We start from the raw sequence: 22,316 nt of genomic DNA on the forward strand, positions 1-22,316 counted from the left end.
CTGCCCCGTATCTCCTGGTGTTCCCAAAAACGGGCAACGATATCCAGAGGAGACAGAAATCATGCGTAAATTCGCCACCCTTTTGCTCGCCGGTACTATTGGTCTTTCCACGCTCGGTGCCGCCGCCTATGCCGCCAATCCGATGGTCGGCGGCGCGCCGATGTATGCCAAGAAGAACATCATCGAGAATGCCGTCAATTCGAAGGACCACACCACGCTGGTCGCTGCCGTCAAGGCCGCCGGCCTGGTCGACACGCTGCAGGGCGCCGGCCCGTTCACCGTCTTCGCGCCGACCAACGAGGCCTTCGCCGCGCTGCCCGCCGGCACGGTCGAGACGCTGCTCAAGCCCGAGAACAAGGACAAGCTCACCAAGATCCTGACCTGCCACGTCATCGCCGCCAAGGCGATGGCCGCCGACGTCGCCAAGATGGCCAAGGCCGATGGCGGCGCGCACAAGGTCAAGACCGCCGGCGGCTGCGAACTGACGCTCAAGGCCGACAAGGGCAAGGTCACCGTGACCGACGAGAACGGCAATGTCGCCAATGTCACCATCGCCGACCTCCGGCAGTCTAACGGCGTCATTCACGTCATCGACAAGGTGCTGCTGCCGAAGATGTAACAAAGACGCCGCTGCCAGCGAAGACATGGCAAAGGCCTTCCCCGGTTGCGCGGCTCCTCTCCTGTAGGCCGTGCGACTGACAGCTTGCTCCGCGCCGTCCACGTGAAGTGGAGCCGGCGCGGAGTTTTCGTTGGGAGGCGTCAACCGCTTTTGATTTTCGCTTGGCGCGAAAATCTGGCAAACCGGCATTGGAGGAATTGTCCCATGAACCGTCGCGATCTTCTCCTGAGCGGCGCCGCGGCCGCCGCGGTGCTGGCCGGCACGGCTGCCTTGCTGCGCATTGGTGGCGCGCCAGACGCCCGCGCCGCCGAGACCTTCGAAGTGACCAAGACCGACGCCGAATGGCGCGCCATCCTGTCCGACGCGGCGTATAATGTGCTGCGCAAGGAAGGCACCGAATATCCGGGCACCAGCCCGCTGCTCAACGAGCACCGCAAGGGCATCTTCGCCTGCGCCGGCTGCGACCTGCCGGTCTATCCCTCGGAGACCAAATTCGATTCCGGCACCGGTTGGCCGAGCTTCTGGCAGGAAATTCCCAAGGCCATCGGCACGACCGCGGACCGCTCGCTCGGCATGACCCGCACCGAGGTCCATTGCCGCCGCTGCGGCGGCCATCTCGGCCATGTCTTCGACGATGGTCCGGCGCCGACGGGCCTGCGCCATTGCATCAACGGCGTGGCGCTGAGCTTCAAGCCGGCCGCCGCCTGAGACGCGCTTAGTTCAGGCCGAGAAGCATGATGCTGGGCTTGGTCAGCATCAGCCAGAAGATGGCGACGACGGCGAAGAAGGCCGGAAAGCCGAACGCGAACCAGACGCGGTAGAGCCGGTCGAAGCCTGGCGGCAGGGCGGTCGCTTCCGCCGCTGCGTGCTTGGCCATGTCGCGCAAGCGGATCTGGATCCAGACCACCGGCACCCAGAACAGGCCGATGATCACATAGAGCGCCAGTGACAGCAGGATCCAGCCTTCGTCGAGCGGCCATCCGACGACGCGCGCCAGCCCGTACCCGGTCAGCGGCTGCAGCACCACGGCAGTCGCCGTGAAGATGGTATCGGCGACCACCACGATGCCGGCGACATGGGCGACGATGCGGGGGTCGCGGGTCCTGACGGCCATCGCCATGAAGAAGGCGATGCCGATGCCGGTTCCGAACAGCACCGTCGCGCCGAGCACATGGACAAGTCGCAGCACGTCTTCCAGCGCCATCAGCGTTCGTCCAGAATGGCAAGGGCCGTGAGCGCCAGCAGGATCGATGGCACCACTTTGACCAGCGGGCCGAGCGGATCGAGCCAGAGCGCCGGCTCCGCGAATGTAGCGGCAAGCAGGTAGGCGAGCGTCAGCACCAGCATGCCGATCAGAGCGCACCGCGCCCAGGGCCGGAAAAGCACCGCAAGCCCCAGCGCGACATCGGCAAGACATGTCACCACCACCATCGCGTTCGCGGCGCGGCCAGGCAGGAAGTTTGCGAAATGGCTGCGCGCCGCGTCGAATGCCAGGAACGGCGCGAGGCCGGAAATGAGCCAGAACAGCGCCAGCGTGACGATGATCGGCGCTTTCAAGAGATAGAGCCGGGCGAACCATAGATCCTGCACGCCCGAAGGGGCGGCGGCGAGCGTCTCGGCCGCCGACGAAAGGCGCCGGTCTGTGCCTGGCTGCCGCCGCACCTCGACACCGCCCGCCATCACCGCAAGTGCCGTCGAGCGGAGCGGCGAGCGCCAGCCGAGCCGGCCGGCGAGATCGGCCAGCCACGTCACCGGCCGTGCGGCCATCGGCGGAACGGCAATCACAGGGGCCGGGGGCAGGCCGAGCCAGTTGCGATGCAAAAGGACTAGGTCCTTCAGCGTCAGGCCTTCATCGCCGCCGAGCGAGAGGTCCGAGCCGGAGGGCAGCGCGCCGCCGATCGCGGCGCTGACCGCGCCGGCGACATCGTCGAGCGCGACCGCCGTGACCGGGCTGTCGGCGTAAGCCAGAGGGATCGCCAACGGGAAGGCCGCCAGCGCCCTCAACAAGGCGGAGCCGCCATGCGCATTGCGGCCGAGCACCAGCGCCGGCCGCAGGATGACATGGCGCACGCCGCTTGCCGCGAGCGCCCCGTCGGCCCGCCTCTTGGTGTCGAGAAAGGGCAGGTCGCGGCCGGTTCCCCCTGTGTCCGCCGAGATCTGGACGATCAGCAATTCCCGGTCGCGCGCGGCCTCATAGAGAGCGAGCATCGCTTTTTCCTGGGTGGCCGTCAGGTCATCGGCGAGCCCGTCCTGCAGGGCGCCGGCGCAATTGACCACGGCCTGCTGGCCATCCAGCGCGGTCTGCCAGTCCACGCTCCGCGTCATGCCGGCGAGATCGGCCTTCAGCCAGCGCGCCTGCGGCATCTTCAGCGCCGCGCGCGCCGGCTCGCGTCCAAGCCCCGTGACCTGGTGGCCTTCCTCCGCAAGTCTTCTTGTGACGGCGGACCCGATGAAGCCGGTCGCGCCGAGAATCAGGATGTTCATGCCGGAACTTTAGCTGAAACCACTTCAGCCGAAACCAGTTCGGATGGCTCTCATCCAAGGCGCGATCGCCACCGACGCCTCGCCGCCAAACGGGTGGAGTTAAAGCATGACCCCGGAATCGTCGCCGATTTCCGGGGTCATGCACGAGGGGCGCCAGGCGGGGGTTCCGGCGCGCCTCAATGGCCTCCGCCACCGCCGCCGGCCTGGTCGGCCGGCTTGCGGATGAACAGGACGAACAGGCCGAGCGTGGCGAACAGCACCGTCAGCATGTAGAACACGTCCATGAAGGACAGCAGCGATGCCTGCTGCTGGACCATGCCGGACAGCTTGGAGATCGCCGCCTTGGTGGCGTCGAGACCGGCGGTCTGCTCGAAGTTCATGGTCATGTTCTGCAGCTTCTGCTGCGCTTCGGCGCTGCCCCACTGAACATGCTCGGCGAGCCTGGCGTAGTGGAAGGCGTTGCGGTCGATCAGCACCGTGTTGATGACGGCAAGGCCGACGGCGCCGCCGAGGTTGCGGGTCAGGTTGAACAGGCCAGACGCATTCTTCAGCCGCTCCGGCGGCAGCGTGCCGAGCGCGATGTTGTTGATCGGCACCATGCACAGCATCATCGAGCAGCCGCGCAGGATCTGCGGGATGAGCAGCTCGTAGAAATCCCAGTCGGCGGTCAGATGCGTCATCCACCAGGTGCCGGTGGCGAAGCCGAAGAAGCCGATCATCATCATCAGCCTGAGATCGATCTTGTTCGACAGGATGCCGGCAACGGGCGCTGTGAAGAACATCGCCAGGCCGCTGACGAACAGCGCTTCGCCGATCATCATCGAATCGTAGCCGCGGATACGGCCGAGGAACACCGGATAGAGATAGGTGAGCCCGTAGAGGCCGATGCCGACGACGAAGGAGAACAGCGAGCCGAAGGCGAAGTTGACGTTGGTGAAGGCGCGCAGGTCGACGATCGGCTCCTCGGCGGTGAAGGCGCGCCAGAAGAACAGCACTGCGCCGATGCTCATGACGGCGGCGCAGAGGAACACCGCCTGGTCCTGCAGCCAGTCGTTGTTCGGGCCTTCCTCCAGCACATATTCCATGCAGCCGAGGAAGGCGGCCATGCCGGCGAGGCCCCACCAGTCGAACTTCGAGAACAGCTTGAGGTTGGGCTTGTCGAAATCGATGAGCGTCCAGGCCGCCGTCGCCACCAAAATGCCGGGCACGACATTGATCAGGAACAGCCAGTGCCAGGACATGGCGTGGCTGATATAGCCGCCCACCGTCGGGCCGATCGTCGGCGCCAGCGTCGCCACCAGGCCGATCATCGGCGAGACGACGGCGCGGCGCGACGGCGGGAAGATGGTGAAGGCGGCAGCGAAGACGCTGGGGATCATGCCGCCGCCGATGAAGCCCTGGATGGCGCGGTAGACGATCATCTGGTCGATGTTGGTTGCGGTCGCGGCCAGCGCGCTGGCCGCAGTGAAGCCGGCGGCAGCGATTGTGAACAGGACCTGTCGACAGCATCCGGCTGAGGAAGCCGGACAGCGGGATCATCACCACCTCGGCGATCAGATAGGCGGTCTGCACCCACGGGATCTCGTCCGAGCTGGCGCTCAAGCCCGCCTGGATCTCGGCCAGCGAGGCCGAGACGATCTGGATGTCCAGGATCGCCATGAACATACCGAACACCATCGCCAGGAAGGCGATGACGCGGCGAACCGGCATATGGTCGGCCGGCAGGGCGGGTGCCGCCGGCCGTGCCGGTATCGATCCTGCGGTGACGGTTGCGGTTGCCATGTCATGGCCTCCCTGCGGCAATTCCGGGAAAGGCGCGCGGGGCTTTCCGTCCGGAATTGCGTCAAAACAAATACTTGGGTTGGCTGGGCGGCCCGGCGCTCGACAAGCCGCCGGGCCGCCCCCCCAAAAGTGCCTAGTTGGCAGTCGCGGCCGGCGCGGTGCGGCTGTCTGCGGCGACGATGACGCTCAGGCCGGCGCGCAGCTTGCCGGTCTTCAGGACGTCGGCCGGCACGTCGATGCGGACCGGAACGCGCTGCACCACCTTGGTGAAGTTGCCGGTGGCGTTTTCCGGCGGCAGCAGCGAGAACACCGCACCCGAAGCCGGCGCCAGCGACGACACCGTGCCTTCGAAGCTCTGGCCGTCGATCGCATCGACCGTGATGCGGACCTTCTCGCCGGCCACCAGATGGCCGAGCTGCGTCTCCTTGAAGTTGCCGACGATGTAGAGCTTGTCCATCGGCACGACGACGGCGAGCTTCTGGCCGGGGCTGACGAGGTCGCCCTGCTCGACCGAGCGGTTGCCGACGACGCCGTCATAGGGCGCCTTGAGGACGGTGAAGGATAGATCGCGCGCCGCCTTGTCGCGGCCGAGCTGCAGCGAGGCCAGCGTGCTTGCGGACTCCGCGCGCTGCGCTTCGAGCACACCGATATTGGCCTGCGCGGCGGCGATCTGCGCGTCGGCGCCGACGAGCGCCGCCTTGGCCTGGTCGAGCGCGGTTTGCGCGTCGTCGAGCTGCGCCTGCGTGCCGACATGGGTCTTGAGCAACTGCGCCGCGCGGTCCTGGGCGCGCGCCGCATTGTCGGCCGCGGCCTGGTCGGCCACCTTCGACGCCTGCGCCTGCTGCAGCGACGCTTGGGCGGCCTTGGTCTGCGCGTCGATGCGGTCGAGCGTCTTCGCCAACGTGGCGATCTGCGCCTCGGCCTGGGCAACGGCTATCTTGTAGTCGCCGTCGTCGATGGTCAGCAGCGGGTCGCCGGCCTTGACCTGCTGGTTCTCGCTCACCAGGACCTTGTCGACATAGCCGGAAATCTTCGGCGACACGAACGACATGTCGGCCTGGACATAGGCGTCGTCGGTTGAGATCATGAAGCGGCCGTCGGTCCAGTAGTCGTAGCCGTACCAGCCGGCGGCGCCGAGCAGCCCAAGCCCGATGATGGGCAGAAGCAGCGAGCGCACCGAACGCTTCTTTTTGGCGGGCGCCGCGGCAGGGGTCACGGTGGCGGGCTGCGGAAGCGCTTCCGGCGCTTCGGTCGATGGTTGGACCTTGGCGTTGGGAAACGTGCGGACTTCGGCGGTGGCGGGCGCGTTCGAGGACATGATATCTCTCAGCAGGTTTATATGAGGAAATTCTGTTATACTGAACCGTTCGGTTCGATCTGGAGATTGACTTAGCGCTAAAACAGGCCCATATCAAGAGGCAATCGAACCGGTTGGTTCGAATTATTTTGCGAGGTGTGACTTTTATGGGCGAAACAGTGTCGGACCCCGGCAACGACCAGTGCGACGTGCTGGACAGCCTGCGTCGCGGCCGCCCGGCGGCCGGGCAGGATCCGGTCAAGCGCAGCCAGATCATCGAGGGCGCGCGCCGTGTCTTCATCGACAAGGGCTTCGAGGCCGCGTCGATGAACGACATCACCCGCGAGGCCGGTGTCTCCAAGGGCACCATCTATGTCTACTTCGCCAACAAGGAAGAGTTGTTCGAGGCGCTGATCGAGGAAGAGCGCGGCACCATCTTCAAGAACATGTACGAGATGCTCGATCGCGCCGGCGATCTGCGCGAGACACTGGTCAAGTTCGGCAAGGTGCTGTCGCTCAAGATCACCTCGGCCAAGGTCATCCAGGCGCAGCGCACGGTGATCGGCGCGGCGGACAGGATACCCGACATGGGCGCCCGGTTTTACGAGCGCGGCCCGAAACGCGGCCATGACAAGGTCATGGCCTTCCTCAATGCCGCCATCGAGCGCGGCCTGCTCAAGATCGACGATGTCGATCTTGCCGCCTATCAGTTCACCGAACTCTGCCTGGCCGGTATTTTCCGGCAGTGCATATTCTCCTACCGCACCAAGGCCCCCAGCCAGGAGGAGATCGACCATGTCGTCAGGTCGGGCGTCGGCATGTTCCTGAAGGCCTACGGGACCGAGAAGCTCGCGGCCGAGGAGCAGGCGGCACAGTCGGTGTGAAAACCTGAAGCGCGCGGAGCGGTTGCGAAGGTTCGCGGCGTGCCTTGACGACGCGACGCAGACAGCGTCGTAACCGGCCTCGGTGTCCGCCGGGCACGTCCGTGCTCCAGCCTAAATCGACTGTCGATCGGAGCTCTCCGGAAGAGCTTGTTAACCATCGGTTCCTATGTCTCGGGACACGTTTGTTCGACGAATCTCGAGTGTGACATCCATGCGTTTTACCCGTGCCAATCCTTCCGGCGCTTCCCCCTACGGCGACAGCGATGGCAGTCATCCGGAAGATGCCCGGCACCATGGCGCGGCCGCGCCGCCGCAACGGCAAACCGGGCAGGTCGTCACGCTGCGAGCCGCCGATGAAGGCGATTCGGACGCTGCCGCCTCGGTTGATTCGACTGAAGGCGGCGAGTTCGGCCGCCCGACCTGGCAGCAATATTTCTTCCTCGCGCCCAATGTGCGTTTCACCCGCACGCCGGAGTCCGACAAGCGGCCCACGGCGCAGCCGGATGATGAACCACCGGCCAAGGCGGCGCCTTCCCGCGGCGATTCCGTCCGCCCCGCGCCGTCGGCCCCCCGGCCGGTCGCGCCGGCCCGGGAAATCCTTGCTGCGCCCTCTACTGCTTCGATCAAGCCGCCGCAGGCCATCGTCAAGCCGCCACAGGCCATCGCCGCTCCGCCGCGGGCGGTCGCTGCTCCGGCGCAAAAGGCGCAGCCGCCGAAATTCCGCTGGTCCTATCTTTCCGATGATGCGTTTTTCGAATTCAGCATGCCCTTGCTCGCCGAGCGCCTGGCACGGGCTCGCCTGAACGAATCGTCGCCACCTCCCACCTCCGCGCCGGTGCATCCTCCGGCGCGACCGATCCGGTCCGGATCCGCCGCCCCGGTCGAGGCAATTTCGTCCTACCGCATCATCGAATGGCGTTCGAACGGGCCGGCCGCAAGCCCTGCACAGGCCGGCACGCCTGCCGCACGGCCTGCTTCGGTGGAGATTGAACCTCGCGCGCCCGCGGCGGAGCCTGCCGCGCCAATTTCCGTTCCAAAAAGCGCCCGGACCGCGAAGCGCGCGCCGTCTCTGCCCGTCGCCGGCAAGGTGGTGCCGTCGGCCGCCCCGTCCGGCTACGAGCTGCCGTCCGAGGACCTGCTGCAAATGCCGCCGGAGGGCCAGGGCTTCTACATGTCGCAGGAGCGGATGGAACAGAACGCCGACCTGCTCGAAAGCGTGTTGGAGGATTTCGGCGTCAAGGGCGAGATCATCCATGTCCGGCCTGGTCCGGTCGTCACGCTCTACGAGTTCGAGCCGGCGCCTGGCGTGAAATCCAGCCGCGTCATCGGCCTGGCCGACGACATCGCCCGCTCCATGTCGGCGATCTCGGCGCGCGTCGCCGTCGTGCCCGGCCGCAACGTCATCGGCATCGAACTGCCCAACGAGACGCGCGAGACGGTCTATTTCCGCGAGCTGATCGCATCGGCCGGCTTCCGCAACACGTCCTGCAAGCTGGCGCTGGGCCTCGGCAAGACGATCGGCGGCGAGCCGGTCATCGCCGACCTGGCCAAGATGCCCCATCTGCTGGTCGCTGGCACCACCGGCTCCGGCAAATCGGTCGCCATCAACACCATGATCCTGTCGCTGCTCTACCGGATGAAGCCGGAGGAATGCCGCCTCATCATGGTCGACCCAAAAATGCTGGAACTGTCCGTCTATGACGGCATCCCGCATCTGCTCACGCCCGTCGTCACCGATTCCAAGAAGGCCGTCACGGCGCTGAAATGGGCAGTGCGCGAGATGGAGGACCGCTACCGCAAGATGGCGCGCCTCGGCGTGCGCAACATCGACGGCTACAACCAGCGCGCCGCCACCGCCCGCGACAACGGCGAGGTCGTTGTCATGCAGGCGCAGGTCGGCTTCGAGAAGGGCACCGGCGAGCCGCTGTTCGAGGAACGGGAAATCGACCTGGCGCCGATGCCCTACATCGTCATCATCGTCGACGAGATGGCCGATCTGATGATGGTGGCCGGCAAGGAGATCGAGGGCGCCATCCAGCGGCTGGCGCAGATGGCGCGCGCCGCCGGCATCCACTTGATCATGGCCACGCAGCGCCCCTCGGTCGACGTCATCACCGGCACCATCAAGGCCAATTTCCCCACCCGCATCTCCTTCCAGGTGACGTCGAAGATCGACAGCCGCACCATCCTGGGCGAGCAGGGCGCCGAGCAGTTGCTGGGCCAGGGCGACATGCTGCACATGGCCGGCGGCGGTCGCATCGTCCGCGTGCACGGACCCTTCGTCTCCGACCTGGAGGTCGAGCATGTCGTGGCGCATCTGAAGGCGCAGGGGCGTCCGGAATATCTCGAAACGGTCACCGCCGACGAGGAGGCGGAAGAAGAGGCGGCCGACGCGGGTCCCGTCTTCGACAAGGGCGCGATGGCCGAAGAGGACGGCGACGCCCTCTACGAGGAAGCCATCAAAGTGGTCAAGCGCGACAAGAAATGCTCGACCTCCTACATCCAGCGCCGCCTCGGCATCGGCTACAATCGCGCCGCATCGCTGGTCGAACGCATGGAGAAGGAGGGCCTGGTCGGCACGCCCAACCACGTCGGCAAGCGTGAAATCCTGGCCGGCCGGCGGGACCACGCGCCGGAGCGCGACGAAACGGATTGACGAGGATCGGGGATGGGGCCGGGCGATACGCCGGTCTTGCTTGACCGGACGTGCCTTCGCGGCGGGTGCGTCAGCCGCCGTTGGCGGCCAGCACGATCGCGGCGCGCAGTTCCTCCAGCCCGTCGCTCTTTTCCGACGACGTCGCCAGGACGAACGGGAAGGCGGCCGGCCGCTTCTTGATCTTGGCCAGCGTCTCCTCGATCAGCCGCGGCACGCCGGCTGCCTTGATCTTGTCGGTCTTGGTCAGCACGATCTGGTAGGAGACTGCCGCCTTGTCGAGCAGCGACAGCACCTCATCGTCCTTGGCCTTGATGCCGTGGCGGGCGTCGATCAGCACATAGACGCGCTTCAGCGTGACGCGGCCCTTGAGGTAGTCGAAGACCAGCTTCGTCCAGTCGTCGACCTTTTCCTTCGGCGCGCTGGCATAGCCGTAGCCGGGCATGTCGACCAGCGCCATCGGCGGCAGGTCGGCGCCTTCGCCGGAAAAACCGTCGGGCACGAAATAGTTGAGTTCCTGCGTGCGCCCCGGCGTGTTCGAGGTCCGCGCCAGCCCCTTCTGGCCGACCAGCGCGTTGATCAGCGACGACTTGCCGACATTCGAACGGCCGGCGAAGGCGATCTCCGGCGGACCCTCCGGCGGCAGGAACTTCATCGCCGGCACGCCGCGGATGAAGACCCAGCCGCGGGTGAACAGGTCGGTGCCGATCACGGTCTTGTCCATCAGACGGCTGCCTCCAGGCGGGCAATGTCGGCGCCCCTGATGGCGTCGAGGTTGCGGCCGATCTTGTCCACCGGCCAGTTCCACCAGCCTGCCATCAGCAACCGCCGGATCGTCTTGTCGTCGAAGCGCATCTTCACCACCTTGGCCGCGTTGCCGGCAACGATCGCATAGGCCGGCACGTCGTGCGTGACAACCGATTTCGCCGCGACGATGGCGCCATGGCCGATTGTCACCCCGGGCATGATCACCGCATCCATGCCGATCCACACATCGTTGCCGACCACCGTGTCGCCGCGGATCTCCTTCGCCCATGTCTTCGGGTCGAAGCCTTCCTCCCAGCCATGGCCGAAGATGTTGAACGGATAGGTCGAGAAGCCCGACATTGCGTGGTTGGCGCCGTTCATGATGAAGCGCGCGCCCTCGGCGATGGCGCAGAACTTGCCGATGATCAGCTTGTCGCCGATGAACGGATAATGGTGCAGCACGCAGCGCTCGGCGAATTTGTCCGGTCCGTCCGGATCATCATAGTAGGTGAAGTCGCCGACCTCGATGTTGGGCGCGCTGACCAGTCCTTTCAGGAAGCCGACGCGCGGATGCATCGGGATCGGGTGCTTGATGTTGGGGTTGGGTCCGGTCATCGGCTGGCTCCGTCCACACTTGCAGCATACGGAGCTTAGGGACGGGCGGCGACCGGGTCTACCCGCGCTGTTGAAGCCGGGGTCCCGCGAAGCAGCGCGGTGACCCCGGCCTGCCGGACGACCTCCCAAACACCGGCGTCGCTGCGCCGGAAGCCGTCGCGGCTTCTTGGGGAGGACTGAGAAAGCTACGGACCACGCCGAGCCGTAGTTTCCGGGCGCCAACAAAAAACCCGGACGAGCCGGGTTTTTCGAAGACAATTGATCGGGCTGCCGGCTATTCCGCCGGCGAGGGTTTCTTGCGGAACAGCGCCGCCAGATTGTCCCACAATTCGATCTTGGCGCCTTGGCGCTTCATGATCACGCCCTGCTGCAGGATCGACAGCAGATTGTTCCAGGCCCAGTAGATGACCAGGCCGGCGGGGAAGCCCGCCATCATGAAGGTGAAGATGATCGGCATCCAGGTGAAGATCGCGGCCTGCGTCGGATCCGGCGGCGTCGGGTTCATGCGCATCTGCAGGAACATGGTGACGCCCATCAGCAGCGGCCAGACGCCGATCATCAGCATATGCGGCAGCGTCATCGGGATCAGGCCGAACAGGTTGAAGATCGAGGTCGGATCGGGCGCGGCAAGGTCCTGGATCCAGCCGAAGAACGGCGCGTGGCGCATCTCGATGGTGATGTAGAGCACCTTATAGAGCGAGAAGAACACCGGGATCTGCAGCGCCACCGGCCAGCAGCCGGCCAGCGGATTGATCTTCTCGGTCTTGTAGAGCTCCATCATCGCCTGCTGCTGCTTCATCTTGTCGTCCGCGTATTTCTCGCGGATTTCGAGCATTTTCGGCTGCACCTTCTTCATGTTTGCCATCGACGCGTAGGACTTGTTGGCGAGCGGGAAGAAGATGGCCTTGACGATGACGGTGGTGGCGAGGATGGCCAGGCCGAAATTGCCGAAGAATTTGTAGAGCGTGTCGATCAGCCAGAACATCGGCTTGGTGATGAAGTGGAACCAGCCCCAGTCGATCAAGAGGTCGAACCGCTTGATGTGGCGGTCCTCGGCGTAGGCGTTGATCTTGGCGACTTCCTTGGCGCCGGCGAACACCTCGGTCTCGACCGTCGCCGACTGGCCGGCATCGACATTGATCGCGTCGGTCAGGAAGTCTGACTGGTAGCGGTGGCGGCCGTCCTCGAAATAGGCGTAGCGCGGCTGGAACGGCTGCTTCTCGGTCGGCACCAGCGTCACCGCCCAGTATTTGTCGGTGATGCCGAGCCAGCCGTCGGTCGACTTGCCGGGCTGGGCCTGCTTGTCTTTCTCGATCGAGGCGTATTTGTGCTCCTGCAGGCCTTCCGTGCCGGTATAGCCGATCAGACCCTCATGCAGCACATAGGTGCTGGCGACGGCGGGCTTGTCGAAGCGGGTGACGCGGCCGTAATTGAACAGCGAGACGGGCGCCGTACCTGAGTTCTGCACAGTGTCGGAGACCGTGAACATATAGTCGTTGTCGACTGAGACGGTGCGCTTGAAGGTCAGGCCCTTGTCGTTCGTATAGGTCAGCGTCACCGGCGTCGACGGCGTCAGCGTGGCGTTGCCGTCGACCGTCCACACCGTGTCGGCGCCCGGCACCGCGCCGGTCTTGTCGTTGCCGACAAAGCCGATCTCGGCGAAATAGCCGTTGGGCAGCGCCGACGGGTTGAGCAGCTCGATCTCGGGCGAGTTCTTGTCGACGGTCTCGGTGTAGTGCTTGAGCTTGAGGTCGTCGAGGCGCGCGCCGGTGAGGTTTATCGAACCTTCCAGGCTCGGCGTGTCGATCTTGACGCGGCTGGTCGCGGCCAGCGCCTGCGCGCGGCCGGCCGCCGTCACGGCCTCGCCGCCAGGAGCGCTCGGAATGGCGCCGGGCGCGGGGGCCGGCGTGACGGCAGCACCCGGATTGGCCGCTTCGGCCGCCTTCTTCTGCTCGGCCTGCCGCTGTTCCTCGATGCGGGCCGCCTCGCGCTGCTGCTCGACGCGCGGGTTCATGTAGAACACCTGCCACAGCGTCAGGATCAGCACCGACAGCGCGATGGTGATGAAGAAATTGCGGTTGTTTTCCATCGAAGCCCTTGGCCTATCGTGTTCCGCGCAGTCGGCGGGAAAGCTCGGCCTTCAACTGGCCGAACGGAATGGCGATCACGTCTTCACGCCCGACGATGACATAGTCATTGCCGGGCGCCATGTCATCGGCCGCGTGCGTGCGCACGGCTTCTCTCAGCCGGCGCCGGACGCGGTTGCGCACGACCGCATTGCCGACCTTCTTGGTGACGGTGTAGCCGACGCGCGGCGACAATCCGTCGCCACGGTCGAGAACCTCGACGAGGAAAAGCCGCCCGCGGCGCTTCTCGCCGCCGCGGACAGCCAGGAAATCCGCGCGCTTCAGAAGCCGCTTGGGATGTGCTCCCACTGGCTTGCCGGTTGCGGGCAACGATCTCGTCTTCCGTTCAGGCGCTGAGCCGCTTGCGGCCGCGGTTGCGGCGGGCTGCGACGACGCCGCGACCACCCTTGGTGGCCATGCGAGCACGGAAACCGTGCCGGCGCTTGCGGACGAGTTTGGACGGTTGGTAGGTACGCTTCATTTGTTTTAATACCGCGGGGTGCGGCCCTTCTTGATTCTGTCACTCTGTAACAGGAGCTTTGCCGGGCCGGTTTAGGCGCGATCGAAACCGCGCCGGGACGAATGGCCCGAGCGTGAGCGGGCTTATAGAAAGAAGGGTTTTGGAAGTCAATCCGGCGCCGCTGCGCCCTTTGTCGCGATCGCGCGGTGGATGTTTTTTATCCGGCAAGGACGAAATTGGCAAAAAAGCCGTAATCGCCTAATCTTCGCTATCAAGTGTTTGTGAAGACCTGAAGCATGACTGAAGCCCAAGCCACGGACGACAGGGCCGGCGCGGCGAGCACCGCCGCCCGCACGGTGCCCCTGTCGCGCGGCCTGTCGACCAAGCTTCTTCTGCTCACCATCGTCTTCGTGCTCTTGGCCGAAATCCTGATTTTCCTGCCTTGGATCGCCAGCTACCGGGTGAGCTGGCTGAAGGAGCGGTTGGGCACGGCGGCCGCGGTCTCGATCGTGCTGGTGCAGGGCGAGCCCAACTCGCTCTCGCGCACGGCCCAGAACGACGTTTTGATGGCGATCGGCGCCAAGGCGATCGCCGTGCGCGACGGCGGCGTCTCGCGGCTTTTGGTGGTGTCCGAGATGCCGCCGCAGGTCGACGAGCACATCGACATTTCCAAGGTCGGCATGATCGACGGCATGACCGGGGCGCTCGACACGCTGTTTTTCGGCGGCAAGCGCATGCTGCGCGTGTTCGGCCCGGTCGGCGAGAGCGACAAGGAATTCGAGCTGATCATGCCCGATTATGCCTTGCGCAGCGCCATGCTGGTCTATTCGCGCAACGTCGCCTTCGTCTCGCTGCTGATCTCGCTGTTCACCGCCATGCTGGTCTATGCCGCGATCGACCTGATCATGATCGGCCCGATCCGCACCATGACGCGCTCGATGCTGTCCTTCTCCGAGGCGCCCGACGACCCCGGCCGCATCATCCGTCCCGCCGCCCGCGCCGACGAGATCGGCGTCGCCGAACGCGAGCTGTCGCAGATGCAGGAACGGCTGCAGAAGATGCTTTCCGAGCAGAAGCACCTCGCCGATCTCGGGCTGGCCGTGTCGAAGATCAACCACGACATGCGCAACATCCTGGCCTCCGCGCAGCTGATGTCCGACCGCCTGCGGCTGGTCAAGGACCCGACCGTGCAGTCCTTCGCGCCGAAGCTGCTGCGCGCGCTCGACCGCGCCGTGTCCTATTCGGAAGGCGTGCTCGCCTATGGCCGCACGCAGGAGCCGCCGCCGTCGCGCCGCCGCGTGCGGCTGCGCCAACTGGTCGAGGACGTGCACGGCCTGCTCGACATCGAGGAGGGCATCGATTTCGTCAACGGTGTCGAGCACGCCTTCGAGGTCGACGCCGATTCCGACCAGCTGTTTCGCGTGCTCACCAATCTCTGCCGCAACTCGGTGCAGGCGATGGCGGCCGACACCGAAAGCGCGGTCGTGCGCCGGCTGGCGGTCTCGGCCGAGCGCCTGGGCAGCGTCAGCCGCATCGTCGTCACCGACACCGGACCTGGCCTGCCGCCGAAAGCGCGCGAGAACCTGTTCGCCGCTTTCCGCGGCTCGGCGCGCAGCGGCGGCACCGGGCTGGGGCTGGCCATCGCCTACGAGCTGATCCGCGCCCATGGCGGCACGGTCGAGCTGGTCGAATCGATCGGCGGGCGCACCACCTTCGCCGTCACCATCCCCGACCAGCCGGTCCGCCTCGACCAGGCGCGCGGAAATTTGCGCCGACCGGCCTAGTCCGGACAAAAAGCACCTGCGACAAAACTTTTGCCGGATCGGCTTGCTTTTCGGAAATTCAGTCGTTAGGGAACACGTCTCGTCGCGGCCGGTCGTCACGATCGGATCGCGGGGCTATGCAAAGCATGGCCTGTTGCGCGCCCGTAGCTCAGCTGGATAGAGCACCAGACTACGAATCTGGGGGTCAGGAGTTCGAATCTCTTCGGGCGCGCCATTTCACCATCGATGAGTTGAACTCCGTCCTTCCGCCTGGGCAACGAGCAGATCGTCACCTACCCGCAATCCGACACCTCCTCAACAGCTCGATGGCCCTTGGGGTTGCCCCAGGTTGCGGCGGGCGTCAGGAGCTTCAATTACTTGAACTCAAACAGTTCAATCAGGTTGCCCGATGGGTCTTTCAGAAGCCTGGCTCGACCGGCTCCCGCTTCGCTGATTTCGCCTCTGAATTCGGCCCCATCGGCATTCAACCGGCTGATGAGCCCATCCAGGTCCTTCGTGATGATCATGAACCGGTTCCAGCCGCCAGGCTCCGGAGTGCCGCCGGCTGTTCCTCCACTACCCGCTCCGGGGGCGCTCAAGTAGAGCGTCAGATCATCACGAGCGAGCGCTGCAAACTTGCCGGGATTGTGCATGTTCACAGAGAACTCGAGTCTGTCGCGATAGAATTCGACCGACCTATCGACGTCCGTCACGATGTACCGGATGGAGGCCATTGCGCGAGCTCCGTTTTGACCGCACAGCTTGACCTGCAAACGCGCGGATCCGCGTGGCGTTCCAACAGCACCCTGACATCGAGTTGACGGCGATCAGCGCGCAGGACAGGTGCACGGACGATCTACGCTCACCTTCTTGACCGTCTCTCGAACTCCTGCGTGTCAGTTGACATATATTCAAGATAGATATATGTAACTTGCGCAATAGACACAGACACGTCAATGAGCGAGACCGATTTCCTCAAGGACTACGACCCCAGCGCATTCCAGCGGCCGTCGGTGGCGGTCGACCTCGTCCTGCTGGGGCTGCGCGACGGGCGCCCCACGGTCCTGCTGCTCAGGCGCGACCAGCATCCGCACGCAGGCCGCTGGGCGTTGCCGGGCGGCTTTGTCGGCATCGACGAGTCCCTCGATGCCGCTGCCGCGCGGGTGCTGCGCGAGAAGGCCGCAATCGAGGGTGCTCGCCTCGAACAGCTCTACACCTTCGGCGCGGTCGATCGCGATCCGCGCATGCGCATCGTCAGCGTTGCCTATCTCGTTCTGCTGACCGAGACGGCCTTCGACGCGGCCGCGCGGGCGATGCCAACTTTGCTGCCCGCCGCGATCCATGTGCCCTGGGCCGGCGAGGCCGGCGGTCCGGTCAACGTGCTGTCGCCGGAGAACGAAAAGCTCACGCTCGCCTTCGACCACGCCGACATCCTGGCGATGGCGATGCTCAGGCTGCGCGGCAAGCTCGATTATTCCGACGTCGCTTTCGCGCTGCTGCCGGAACTGTTCACGCTGCGGCAGCTCCAGGATGTGCACGAGGCGATTCTCGGCACATCGCTCAACAAGCCGGCCTTTCGCCGGCGGCTGCTCGACAAGGGCTGGTTGGCGGCGACCGGCGCCTATGAGGCGGGCACCGCCTACCGACCGGCAGAACTTTACCGTTTCCAGCGTCCGTAACCGATTGAGGGAGAGACTACCATGGCCACCATCCGCAACTTCGGCTTCATCGCCCAGCTCCGCAGCGAGGCAAGCAGCCACGTCATCCGCTATCGCGATGGTCGCGTGAAGCAGAGCGGCCGCGGCCTGGTGTTCTGGTTCGCGCCGGAAACCGCCAGCATTGCCGAAGTGCCGATGGACGACCGCGAGATGACGCTGTTCGTCAAGGGCCGCAGCCAGGATTTCCAGACCGTGGCCGTGCAGGGCACGGTCGGCTGGCATGTCGTCGATCCCGGGCGGCTGGCGGAGCGCGTCGATTTCAGCATCAATCTCAGGACCGGCAAGCCGCAGGGCGAGCCGATCGAGAAGATACAGGCGCGCATCGCCGGCATCGCCAACCAGGCGGTGCAGCAATATCTCGGACAGGCGCCGGTCCGCGCGCTTCTCGACGCCGGCCCCGCCCCGTTGCGCGAACGGCTGCAGGCGGTTGTCGCCGCCGACCCGGCGCTGATCGACATTGGCGTCGCCGCGGTCACCGTGCGGCTCACCAACCTCACCCCGACGAGCGAGCTCGAGCGGGCCTTGCAGACACCGACCTTCGAGGCGCTGCAGCAGAAGGCCGACGAAGCGACCTTCGAGCGTCGGGCGCTCGCCGTCGAAAAGGAGCGCGCCATCGCCGAAAATGAAATGGCGACCAGGACCGAACTGGCGCGGCGCGAGAAGCTGTTGATTGCCGAGGAGGCCGAAAACGCCCGCAACCGCGCCACCGGCGCGGCGGAGGCGCAGCAGGTCGAGGCGGCCGCCGAGGCGGAGCGCATCCGCACCGTCGAGGGCGCCAGGGCCGAGGCCGAACGGCAGCGCATCGCCATCTACCGCGACCTGCCGCCCGCGATCCTGCTCGGCCTCGCCGCCCAGCAGCTCGCCTGCAAGCTGGAGAAGATCGAGCACGTCAACGTGACGCCGGACCTGCTCGCCACCGTGCTCGGCGAATTCCGCAAGAGCCCGGCGGTGATCGAGGCCCGCTGAGGGGGGGCGAAGCATGGCGGCGAACCGACCCCGCGCGGTCTTCGTGACGCGCGAGACCGACTACGAGCTTCTGGTCGCGCGCCACGCGACGCGCGACCAGGCACGCTTCTTCCTGCAGACGCGCGGCCAGCGGCTCGAGGATGTCGAGGTCCGGCACGACAAGTTCCATGCCGTGCTGGGCGCGGCACGGGCCTTGGTGCCGGCGGATTGGCGCCAGACCCTGGTCAAGCGCGCTGACCTCGACCGTTTCCTGTTCGCGGCCGACGACGTTGTCGTGCCGGTGGGACAGGATGGGCTGGTCGCCAATGTCGCCAAGTACCTCGACGGCCAGCCGGTGCTCGGCGTCAATCCGGCGCCGGATCTCTATGACGGTGTGCTGGTCCGCATCGGCGTCGGCCGGCTGGGCAAGCTGCTCGCCGCCAGCATAGCCGGCAATGTCGGCATCGAAGCGCGAACCATGGTTCAGGCCGAGCTCGATGGCGGCGAAACGCTTCTCGCGCTCAACGAGATCTTCGTCGGCCACCGCAGCCACCAGTCGGCCCGTTACCGGATCGAGGCAGAGGGCGAGGCGGAAAACCATTCCTCCAGCGGCCTCATCGTCGCCTCCGGCACCGGCGCGACGGGCTGGGCGCGCTCGATCATGGAAGCGACGCATCTCGACCTGTCGCTCGGCCGCGAAGAGCACGCGGTGGGCTTCTGGGTGCGCGAGCCGTTTCCGAGCGTCGCTACCGCCACGAATTTGCGCGCCGGAAAGATCACCGAAAGCCCGCTCCTCATCACATCGCGCATGAACGAGGGCGGCGTCATCTTCGCGGACGGCATCGAACAGGATTTCATCGCCTTCGACTGGGGCAGGCAGGTCCAGCTGCAGCCGGCATCGCGAGCTCTACGTCTCGTCGTCGATCAGTGACCGACAGCATGCTGGCGCGAGGTGGATGCCGCCGCGTCGGAGCCAGCAAGTTCGACGGGACGGCCTAGGGGCCGCCCCGCCTGCGTTGCCTTGCCGGTACGGCCGAGTGGCCCGATCCGGCATGCCCGCCGACCTGTTCGGGCAGTGATGGCGCCTTGCTACCGTTCAGTCGACCGGACGGATATCCGCATCCGCCAGGCAATAGGGCGCGTAGCGGAAATCGCGGATACCCGCGACCTCTTCGCCGCGCCATTCGATCAGCATGAAGCCGCGCACCGCGCGGGCCGGAGTCCGCGGATCGCGGATCAGGATCGCCGGTCGGTCCTCGACGAAGCCGAGCGAGAGCAACCAATCGCTGACGCGATCGTAGTTGCCGAAATAGGTCGAGGCTTGCTTCTTGCCTCTGAGACGCGTGCGGTTGACGACTTCGAGCTGGATATCCTCGGCGATCAGCGCCCTGACGGCGTCGAAGTCGCGCGCGTTGAACAGGTCGACGTAGTGGCGCAGCCGCCGCTCGTCGTCGGCATCGAGCGCCGGCATGACGGCTTCTTCCGGCGCTGCTGCCAACCCCCTCAACTCGGCCCGCCCGCGATGCAGCGCCGCCTTGGTTGCGGCCAGCGTCGCGCCCGTCGCTTCGCAGGTTTCGGAAAGGCTGAGGCCGAGCACGTCGACCAGGATAACGGCGCCGCGCTGCGGCAGCGTGAGCTGCATGAAAGTGCGCAGGCTGGTGGCAGCTGCAAGCCTCGCCTCCGCGCTGGCGGAGAGGTCTTCCACTCCGGTCATATCGGCCTCGCTTAGGCGGGAACGCTCCCGCTGGCGGTGGCGCAGATAGTCCTGTGCCGCATTGTGGGCGATGCGAAACAGCCATTGCTCCGGACGGTCGACTGCGGCGTTGCCGTCGATCGCCTGCAGCGCCTTCAGCACCGTCTCCTGCACGATGTCCTCGCCGTCGATGACGGAGCCGGCCATGCGGCCTGCGTAGCGGTGCAACTTCGGACGCAGGCCGGCCAGCATCGCGTCCAGCGCCGCCCGGTCGAATTTCGATGACATCATTGCGTTCATTCCCGAGCAGGCTGCGGCACGGCGACGCCAGGAGGGCCGTGCCGGCACTGAGGTCAGGCCGGCATGGCCTCACTGGCATTGTCCAGCATACGATAGTTGCCGACGATTTTTGCCGCCGATCTGGCGAGAGCGCCGGAGCGCCGCTCGGCGTGGTCGGCGCTGAAAGCCTTGAAGGCGTCGAGCCCGGTCAGGGCGGCGCTGTCCTTGTCATACCCGACAAGATGCACGAACTCGCCATTCTCCAGCTCCAGAACGAGGTAGCGCACGGATAGCGGCTTCGTTTCGTCGAGCGCCTCGAACACCTTGCAACCAGGGTACGGTTTTCGGCGATGCTTTCATCCTTCACGCCGTAGCGGATGAGATTGTAGCCCATTGTCATCTCCTTTTCTGGGTTTGCCCACAAAAGACGTTCCGCAGCATCGAAAAGATTCTCAAGGTGGCCCGAATCTTTCTGCGCGTCTGCGTCGTCTTTCATCCGTCGAGGCCGCGCGGCGGCCTCCGCGATGAGGAGAGACATCATGCATATCCAGTTTGCCGAACTTCCGGTGTTCGACCAGGACCGCGCCAAGGCGTTCTATACCGATCACCTTGCCTGCCAGGTGATAGCCGACCAGCCGATGGGCGAGGGCGGCTGGCGCTGGATCGAGCTGGCGTTTCCCGACGCCGTCACCAACCTGCATTTTGTCAGACGCGCCGACGAGGCGCCGGGGGTCGACCCCGTGCTGGTGCTGGTCGATGGCGATGTCGAAACGACAATCGCCGCGTTGAAGGCGCGCGGCGTCGAAATCATCACCGAGCCTCAGGAAGCTCCATGGCAGCCTGGCCGCACCGTCGCCGAGTTCCGCGACAGCGAGGGCAACCCTATGGTGCTGGCAAGCCGGTAATCTGGACGCATGCCCTCAGGTTGCAATGTCGGATTGTGGGATCAAGCGAACACGCCCGCCGCACCCGAATTTGCTACGCAAGGCGATAATCCGCGGGTCGTCTAACCCCCAAGCTGTTGCAGCTTGCGGCAGGCACGCCTTACGCCTTCACGGCATCTCTCGCGACATCTCTCTTTGTTGCCATCCCTGCATCGTCCAACGGATTCCTGCTTGGCAGGTGCGGTCGTTTCCGCCGAACGATTGGCGGAAGGCTCGTTGATCGGCAGCGAGGCTTGCGGCTTGCGACTGACTTTCCTTGTTAGGATTTTCTTGCGTGGCGGCGAAGGTGCTTGGAACTTGGCAATTCGGCTCTTCGCTATTTCGATGAACGCACCATTCGGAAATGCCGCCAGATAGGCACGATACATGGAGACATCGGATGTATCCTTGATCGATTTCCAAAACTCGAGGTCTTTCGCCGTATTGATGTCTGGCTGAGGAAGCTCTGACGGAGACTGATTATTGGATGTGGGATCTGGGTTGAATGAGAACCCCGGCTCCACCAAGGACGAATTGCTCCAGGGAACCTGCCTTCCAGCCGTCGCGTTCATGACGTCCAAGCGGACGCGACGCATGAGAATTTCAATGTCGATCGAGGGAGTCTTTATGCGCTTCACAAGAGAGTCTGCAAACGGGCTATGATTGACGGCTCCATCGAGAGCGACATTGCCGGGCTGTGTTGCAAAGCCGATGAAGACCCCCCTGCCGGCATCCAGGGCTCCCAGCCCCTTTTCTATCGCAAAGCCGCGACTCTGACTCTGTCCACTTAGTTGCTTGACGAAAGGATTGTCTCGACAGGCATCGAGAAGGACGATGGCGGTATTTTCCTCGGCCGTCATGGCTGCGATAATGTCTTGCAAGCGCTCAGCCTCCAGAGCCAAGTCGGCCGGACGGTGAAGGGCGGCATCAACAGGCAATAGGTAGTTTTCTCCGTTCGCTTGGAGCCCGTGTCCGGCGTAGTAAAAAAGCGAGACATCACCCGGCTGCAAGTTTCGCCTGAATTTCCCGATGAGTTCCCTGAACGTTGAGGCGTCGGCATCCAGGCCAAGCGTGACCTTAAACCCCGTCTCTTCCAAAATTCGAGCGATCGCATTCGCGTCATTCACCCCGTTGAGGAGCGATGGCGCATAGCGGTAGGCGGAGTTGCCGATGACAAGTGCATATCTGTGACCGCGCTGACTGATTTCGGCCTCAGAGGACGCAGGTGCCGACAAGCCAGCCAGAAAAAGAAGGCACGCGCACAACAAGCAAATCTTGGACATTGCGACGTTCCCGAGGAACGAAGAATGTTAGCATCTGTTAGTGCG

At 65.0% G+C, this 22,316-nt stretch carries 21 protein-coding genes, 1 tRNA gene and 1 pseudogene; 10 read left to right on the top strand and 13 right to left on the bottom strand.

Going from position 1 to position 22,316, the window contains the following annotated elements; genetic code table 11:
• The first annotated feature begins 61 nt into the window (after window positions 1-61).
• Complete coding sequence (locus EN786_RS25740) at window positions 62-619, top strand: fasciclin domain-containing protein (protein WP_135908981.1); 558 nt, start codon at window positions 62-64, stop codon at window positions 617-619.
• Between the two features lie 204 nt (window positions 620-823).
• Window positions 824-1,327, top strand: coding sequence for a peptide-methionine (R)-S-oxide reductase MsrB (gene msrB / locus EN786_RS25745; protein ID WP_127312013.1), 504 nt, complete (start codon window positions 824-826; stop codon window positions 1,325-1,327).
• A gap of 7 nt (window positions 1,328-1,334) precedes the next feature.
• Here msrB and EN786_RS25750 read toward each other — a convergent pair whose 3' ends face one another.
• The 4 genes and pseudogenes from EN786_RS25750 to EN786_RS25765 form a co-directional block, all read right to left on the bottom strand.
• Window positions 1,335-1,823, bottom strand: a complete 489-nt coding sequence (locus tag EN786_RS25750; protein WP_127312014.1) for a DUF2269 domain-containing protein — start codon at window positions 1,821-1,823, stop codon at window positions 1,335-1,337.
• On the bottom strand, window positions 1,823-3,103 hold the full coding sequence (locus EN786_RS25755; protein ID WP_127312015.1) for an SDR family oxidoreductase: 1,281 nt from the start codon (window positions 3,101-3,103) through the stop codon (window positions 1,823-1,825). Before EN786_RS25755 ends, EN786_RS25750 begins: the two co-directional genes overlap by 1 nt.
• Before the next feature lie 176 nt (window positions 3,104-3,279).
• A pseudogene (locus tag EN786_RS25760) lies at window positions 3,280-4,885 on the bottom strand (DHA2 family efflux MFS transporter permease subunit).
• 133 nt (window positions 4,886-5,018) lie between these two features.
• Entirely contained in the window at window positions 5,019-6,203 is a 1,185-nt protein-coding gene (locus EN786_RS25765; protein WP_127287347.1) for an HlyD family secretion protein, read from the bottom strand.
• A 146-nt stretch (window positions 6,204-6,349) separates the two neighbouring features.
• On the opposite strand from EN786_RS25765, the gene EN786_RS25770 reads away from it, so the two are divergent.
• Entirely contained in the window at window positions 6,350-7,066 is a 717-nt protein-coding gene (locus EN786_RS25770) for a TetR/AcrR family transcriptional regulator (RefSeq protein WP_127311063.1), read from the top strand.
• A 211-nt stretch (window positions 7,067-7,277) separates the two neighbouring features.
• Entirely contained in the window at window positions 7,278-9,722 is a 2,445-nt protein-coding gene (locus EN786_RS25775) for a DNA translocase FtsK (protein WP_127311062.1), read from the top strand.
• Between the two features lie 70 nt (window positions 9,723-9,792).
• Here EN786_RS25775 and yihA read toward each other — a convergent pair whose 3' ends face one another.
• From yihA to rpmH, 5 genes are all read right to left on the bottom strand, one after another.
• On the bottom strand, window positions 9,793-10,443 hold the full coding sequence (gene yihA / locus EN786_RS25780; protein ID WP_127287148.1) for a ribosome biogenesis GTP-binding protein YihA/YsxC: 651 nt from the start codon (window positions 10,441-10,443) through the stop codon (window positions 9,793-9,795).
• On the bottom strand, window positions 10,443-11,081 hold the full coding sequence (locus tag EN786_RS25785; protein ID WP_127311061.1) for a CatB-related O-acetyltransferase: 639 nt from the start codon (window positions 11,079-11,081) through the stop codon (window positions 10,443-10,445). The genes yihA and EN786_RS25785 overlap by 1 nt, the downstream gene beginning before the upstream one ends.
• Before the next feature lie 274 nt (window positions 11,082-11,355).
• Window positions 11,356-13,170: a membrane protein insertase YidC gene (gene yidC, locus EN786_RS25790; protein ID WP_127391942.1), complete on the bottom strand. Its 1,815-nt coding sequence runs from the start codon at window positions 13,168-13,170 to the stop codon at window positions 11,356-11,358.
• A gap of 13 nt (window positions 13,171-13,183) precedes the next feature.
• On the bottom strand, window positions 13,184-13,537 hold the full coding sequence (gene rnpA / locus EN786_RS25795) for a ribonuclease P protein component (RefSeq protein WP_127286823.1): 354 nt from the start codon (window positions 13,535-13,537) through the stop codon (window positions 13,184-13,186).
• 16 nt (window positions 13,538-13,553) lie between these two features.
• Window positions 13,554-13,688, bottom strand: coding sequence for a 50S ribosomal protein L34 (gene rpmH, locus EN786_RS25800; protein WP_008833937.1), 135 nt, complete (start codon window positions 13,686-13,688; stop codon window positions 13,554-13,556).
• Window positions 13,689-13,963: 275 nt separating this feature from the next.
• Here rpmH and EN786_RS25810 point away from each other — a divergent pair, with 275 nt between their 5' ends.
• Both EN786_RS25810 and EN786_RS25815 read left to right on the top strand, forming a co-directional pair.
• Complete coding sequence (locus tag EN786_RS25810; protein WP_135908983.1) at window positions 13,964-15,451, top strand: HAMP domain-containing sensor histidine kinase; 1,488 nt, start codon at window positions 13,964-13,966, stop codon at window positions 15,449-15,451.
• 137 nt (window positions 15,452-15,588) lie between these two features.
• Window positions 15,589-15,665: transfer RNA gene (locus EN786_RS25815), tRNA-Arg, on the top strand.
• Window positions 15,666-15,804: 139 nt separating this feature from the next.
• Here the strand turns inward: EN786_RS25815 and EN786_RS25820 are convergent.
• Window positions 15,805-16,164, bottom strand: coding sequence for a VOC family protein (locus EN786_RS25820; RefSeq protein ID WP_127286821.1), 360 nt, complete (start codon window positions 16,162-16,164; stop codon window positions 15,805-15,807).
• A 222-nt stretch (window positions 16,165-16,386) separates the two neighbouring features.
• Between EN786_RS25820 and EN786_RS25825 the strand changes: the two genes are divergently transcribed.
• From EN786_RS25825 to EN786_RS25835, 3 genes are read left to right on the top strand one after another with little or no spacing between them, the layout of a single operon-like run.
• On the top strand, window positions 16,387-17,109 hold the full coding sequence (locus tag EN786_RS25825) for an NUDIX domain-containing protein (RefSeq protein ID WP_127311075.1): 723 nt from the start codon (window positions 16,387-16,389) through the stop codon (window positions 17,107-17,109).
• A 21-nt stretch (window positions 17,110-17,130) separates the two neighbouring features.
• Entirely contained in the window at window positions 17,131-18,114 is a 984-nt protein-coding gene (locus EN786_RS25830; RefSeq protein WP_127311076.1) for an SPFH domain-containing protein, read from the top strand.
• A gap of 13 nt (window positions 18,115-18,127) precedes the next feature.
• A complete protein-coding gene (locus EN786_RS25835; RefSeq protein ID WP_127311077.1) occupies window positions 18,128-19,024 on the top strand; it encodes an NAD(+)/NADH kinase in 897 nt (298 codons plus the stop codon).
• Window positions 19,025-19,189: 165 nt separating this feature from the next.
• Here EN786_RS25835 and EN786_RS25840 read toward each other — a convergent pair whose 3' ends face one another.
• On the bottom strand, window positions 19,190-20,077 hold the full coding sequence (locus EN786_RS25840) for an RNA polymerase sigma factor (protein ID WP_127311078.1): 888 nt from the start codon (window positions 20,075-20,077) through the stop codon (window positions 19,190-19,192).
• A 62-nt stretch (window positions 20,078-20,139) separates the two neighbouring features.
• Window positions 20,140-20,352 (bottom strand): hypothetical protein, encoded by a 213-nt coding sequence (locus EN786_RS25845; RefSeq protein ID WP_246688755.1) that lies wholly within the window; start codon window positions 20,350-20,352, stop codon window positions 20,140-20,142.
• Between the two features lie 252 nt (window positions 20,353-20,604).
• On the opposite strand from EN786_RS25845, the gene EN786_RS25850 reads away from it, so the two are divergent.
• The gene (locus tag EN786_RS25850; RefSeq protein ID WP_127311080.1) at window positions 20,605-20,970 is read left to right on the top strand and encodes a VOC family protein; all 366 of its coding nucleotides are present in this window, start codon (window positions 20,605-20,607) and stop codon (window positions 20,968-20,970) included.
• 101 nt (window positions 20,971-21,071) lie between these two features.
• Here the strand turns inward: EN786_RS25850 and EN786_RS25855 are convergent, their stop codons facing one another.
• Complete coding sequence (locus EN786_RS25855; RefSeq protein WP_127311081.1) at window positions 21,072-22,271, bottom strand: caspase domain-containing protein; 1,200 nt, start codon at window positions 22,269-22,271, stop codon at window positions 21,072-21,074.
• Between the last annotated feature and the right edge of the window lie 45 nt (window positions 22,272-22,316).

Source organism: Mesorhizobium sp. M4B.F.Ca.ET.143.01.1.1 (assembly GCF_004792275.1).
GTDB classification, from domain to species: Bacteria; Pseudomonadota; Alphaproteobacteria; order Rhizobiales; family Rhizobiaceae; genus Mesorhizobium; species Mesorhizobium abyssinicae.

Coding starts and splice junctions, on each gene's coding strand:
- EN786_RS25855 (WP_127311081.1), bottom strand. CDS start 22,271: ATGTCCAAGATTTGCTTGTTGTGCGCGTGCCTTCTTTTTCTGGCTGGC.
- EN786_RS25850 (WP_127311080.1), top strand. CDS start 20,605: ATGCATATCCAGTTTGCCGAACTTCCGGTGTTCGACCAGGACCGCGCC.
- EN786_RS25825 (WP_127311075.1), top strand. CDS start 16,387: ATGAGCGAGACCGATTTCCTCAAGGACTACGACCCCAGCGCATTCCAG.
- yihA (WP_127287148.1), bottom strand. CDS start 10,443: ATGGACAAGACCGTGATCGGCACCGACCTGTTCACCCGCGGCTGGGTC.
- EN786_RS25775 (WP_127311062.1), top strand. CDS start 7,278: ATGCGTTTTACCCGTGCCAATCCTTCCGGCGCTTCCCCCTACGGCGAC.
- EN786_RS25840 (WP_127311078.1), bottom strand. CDS start 20,077: ATGATGTCATCGAAATTCGACCGGGCGGCGCTGGACGCGATGCTGGCC.
- rpmH (WP_008833937.1), bottom strand. CDS start 13,688: ATGAAGCGTACCTACCAACCGTCCAAACTCGTCCGCAAGCGCCGGCAC.
- EN786_RS25810 (WP_135908983.1), top strand. CDS start 13,964: ATGACTGAAGCCCAAGCCACGGACGACAGGGCCGGCGCGGCGAGCACC.
- EN786_RS25770 (WP_127311063.1), top strand. CDS start 6,350: ATGGGCGAAACAGTGTCGGACCCCGGCAACGACCAGTGCGACGTGCTG.
- EN786_RS25835 (WP_127311077.1), top strand. CDS start 18,128: ATGGCGGCGAACCGACCCCGCGCGGTCTTCGTGACGCGCGAGACCGAC.
- yidC (WP_127391942.1), bottom strand. CDS start 13,170: ATGGAAAACAACCGCAATTTCTTCATCACCATCGCGCTGTCGGTGCTG.
- EN786_RS25765 (WP_127287347.1), bottom strand. CDS start 6,203: ATGTCCTCGAACGCGCCCGCCACCGCCGAAGTCCGCACGTTTCCCAAC.
- EN786_RS25820 (WP_127286821.1), bottom strand. CDS start 16,164: ATGGCCTCCATCCGGTACATCGTGACGGACGTCGATAGGTCGGTCGAA.
- EN786_RS25750 (WP_127312014.1), bottom strand. CDS start 1,823: ATGGCGCTGGAAGACGTGCTGCGACTTGTCCATGTGCTCGGCGCGACG.
- EN786_RS25785 (WP_127311061.1), bottom strand. CDS start 11,081: ATGACCGGACCCAACCCCAACATCAAGCACCCGATCCCGATGCATCCG.
- msrB (WP_127312013.1), top strand. CDS start 824: ATGAACCGTCGCGATCTTCTCCTGAGCGGCGCCGCGGCCGCCGCGGTG.
- EN786_RS25740 (WP_135908981.1), top strand. CDS start 62: ATGCGTAAATTCGCCACCCTTTTGCTCGCCGGTACTATTGGTCTTTCC.
- EN786_RS25755 (WP_127312015.1), bottom strand. CDS start 3,103: ATGAACATCCTGATTCTCGGCGCGACCGGCTTCATCGGGTCCGCCGTC.
- EN786_RS25830 (WP_127311076.1), top strand. CDS start 17,131: ATGGCCACCATCCGCAACTTCGGCTTCATCGCCCAGCTCCGCAGCGAG.